The organism is Sphingobium sp. UBA5915, assembly GCF_002431195.1.
Lineage (GTDB): Bacteria > Pseudomonadota > Alphaproteobacteria > Sphingomonadales > Sphingomonadaceae > Sphingobium > Sphingobium soli.
Genome location: NZ_DJDV01000090.1, coordinates 21,722 through 24,077 on the forward strand (window position 1 = coordinate 21,722; position 2,356 = coordinate 24,077).

Below are 2,356 nucleotides of genomic sequence, written 5' to 3' on the forward strand. Positions count from 1 at the left end.
ACTGGATGGAGCAGGAGCAGGAACGTGGTATCACCATCACGTCGGCTGCGACGACCTGCGTGTGGAAGGCGGCTGAGGGCAAGGGTCCCGAACATCGTCTGAACATTATCGATACCCCCGGCCACGTCGACTTCACCATCGAAGTCGAGCGTTCGCTGCGCGTGCTCGACGGCGCGGTTGCCGCGTTCGACGGCGTTGCCGGCGTGGAGCCGCAGTCGGAAACCGTGTGGCGCCAGGCGGACAAGTATAAAGTGCCGCGGATGTGCTTCATCAACAAGCTCGACCGCACCGGCGCCGACTTTTATTATTGCGTGCAGACGATCATCGATCGCCTGGGCGCGACCCCGGCCGTTCTCTATTTGCCCATCGGCGCGGAGAGCGATTTCAAGGGTCTGGTCGATCTGGTCGAAAACCGCGCGATCATCTGGAAGGATGAAAGCCTGGGCGCCGAATTCTATTATGAAGAGATTCCGGCCGACCTCGCCGACAAGGCAGCCGAATATCGCGAAAAGCTGATCGAACTCGCCGTCGAACAGGATGACGAGGCGATGGAAGCCTATCTGGAAGGCAATGAGCCCGACACCGCGACGCTCAAGAAGCTGATCCGCAAGGGCACGCTGGGGCATGCCTTCGTGCCGGTGCTGTGCGGCAGTGCGTTCAAGAACAAGGGCGTTCAGCCCCTGCTCGACGCGGTCGTCGACTATCTGCCTTCGCCGCTCGACATCGAAGACGTCCAGGGCGTCAAGATGGACGGCGAAACGCCCGACAGTCGGCCGACCGCCGATGACGCGCCCTTCTCGGGCCTGGCGTTCAAGATCATGAACGACCCCTTCGTGGGCTCGCTCACCTTCCTGCGCATCTATTCGGGTACGCTCACCAAGGGCACCTATCTGAACTCGGTGAAGGACAAGAAGGAAAAGATCGGCCGCATGCTGCTGATGCATGCCAACAGCCGCGAGGATATCGACACCGCTTACGCCGGTGACATCGTCGCGCTCGCCGGCATGAAGGAAACGACCACGGGTGACACGCTGTGCGCCGAGCGCCAGCCGATCATCCTGGAACGGATGGAATTCCCCGAGCCGGTCATCGAGTTGTCCGTGGAACCCAAGACCAAGGCCGATCAGGAAAAGATGGGCGTCGCCCTCAACCGCCTGGCCGCCGAGGATCCGTCCTTCCGCGTCTCGACCGACCATGAATCGGGCCAGACCATCATCAAGGGCATGGGCGAACTGCACCTCGAAATCCTCGTCGACCGCATGAAGCGCGAGTTCAAGGTCGAGGCGAATGTCGGTGCGCCGCAGGTCGCCTATCGCGAATATCTCAAGAAGCCGGTCGATATCGACTATACCCACAAGAAGCAGTCGGGCGGCACCGGCCAGTTCGGCCGCATCAAGGTGAAGCTGACGCCGGGCGAGCGCGGCGCGGGCATCATCTTCAAGGACGAGATCAAGGGCGGTAATATTCCCAAGGAATATATCCCCGCGATCGAAAAGGGCATGCGCGAAACCGCTGCCACCGGTTCGCTGATCGGCTTCCCGATCATCGACTTCGAAATCCTGCTCTACGACGGCGCCTATCACGACGTCGACTCGTCGGCGCTGGCGTTCGAAATCACCGGCCGCGCAGCGATGCGTGAGGCGGCGCAGAAGTCGGGCATCACCCTGCTTGAGCCGGTCATGAAGGTCGAAGTCGTGACCCCGGAGGAATATCTGGGCGACGTCATTGGCGACATGAACAGCCGTCGTGGTCAGATCCAGGGCACCGACACGCGCGGCAATGCGCAGGTGGTTGAAGCCATGGTGCCGCTGGCCAATATGTTCGGCTATGTGAACTCGCTGCGTTCCTTCACCCAGGGCCGTGCGAACTACTCGATGATCTTCTCGCATTATGACGAAGTGCCGCAGAATGTTGCGGACGAGGTCAAGGCGAAGATGGCCTGAGGGTAAACCCGGGCCAACCCGTGAAAACGGGTCGGTTTGGGGCTGGTAATCTGTAAATTTGCTGCTATGGACGCGCCTTCGCGAGGCGCGGCCGAGCGGTCTGACCAAGCTGATTTGATTAGAAGGTAGGAAAAAATGGCTAAGGCTAAGTTTGAGCGGAACAAGCCGCACTGCAACATCGGCACCATCGGTCACGTTGACCATGGCAAGACCTCGCTGACCGCGGCGATCACCAAGGTGCTGGCCGAAACCGGCGGCGCGACCTTCGTTGATTACGCCAACATCGACAAGGCGCCCGAAGAGCGCGAGCGCGGCATCACCATTTCGACCGCCCACGTCGAATATGAAACCGAAGCGCGTCACTATGCGCACGTCGACTGCCCGGGTCACGCTGACTACGTCAAGAACATGAT

Annotated in this window: 2 protein-coding genes; both read left to right on the forward strand. The window is 60.6% G+C overall.

The window, feature by feature from the left end:
- On the forward strand, positions 1-1,943 hold a 1,943-nt coding region (gene fusA / locus B2V90_RS15720; protein ID WP_293922199.1), incomplete at its 5' end, for an elongation factor G.
- A 135-nt stretch (positions 1,944-2,078) separates the two neighbouring features.
- Positions 2,079-2,356 (forward strand): GTP-binding protein (locus B2V90_RS15725; RefSeq protein WP_293922202.1); only part of this gene is annotated, 278 nt, incomplete at its 3' end.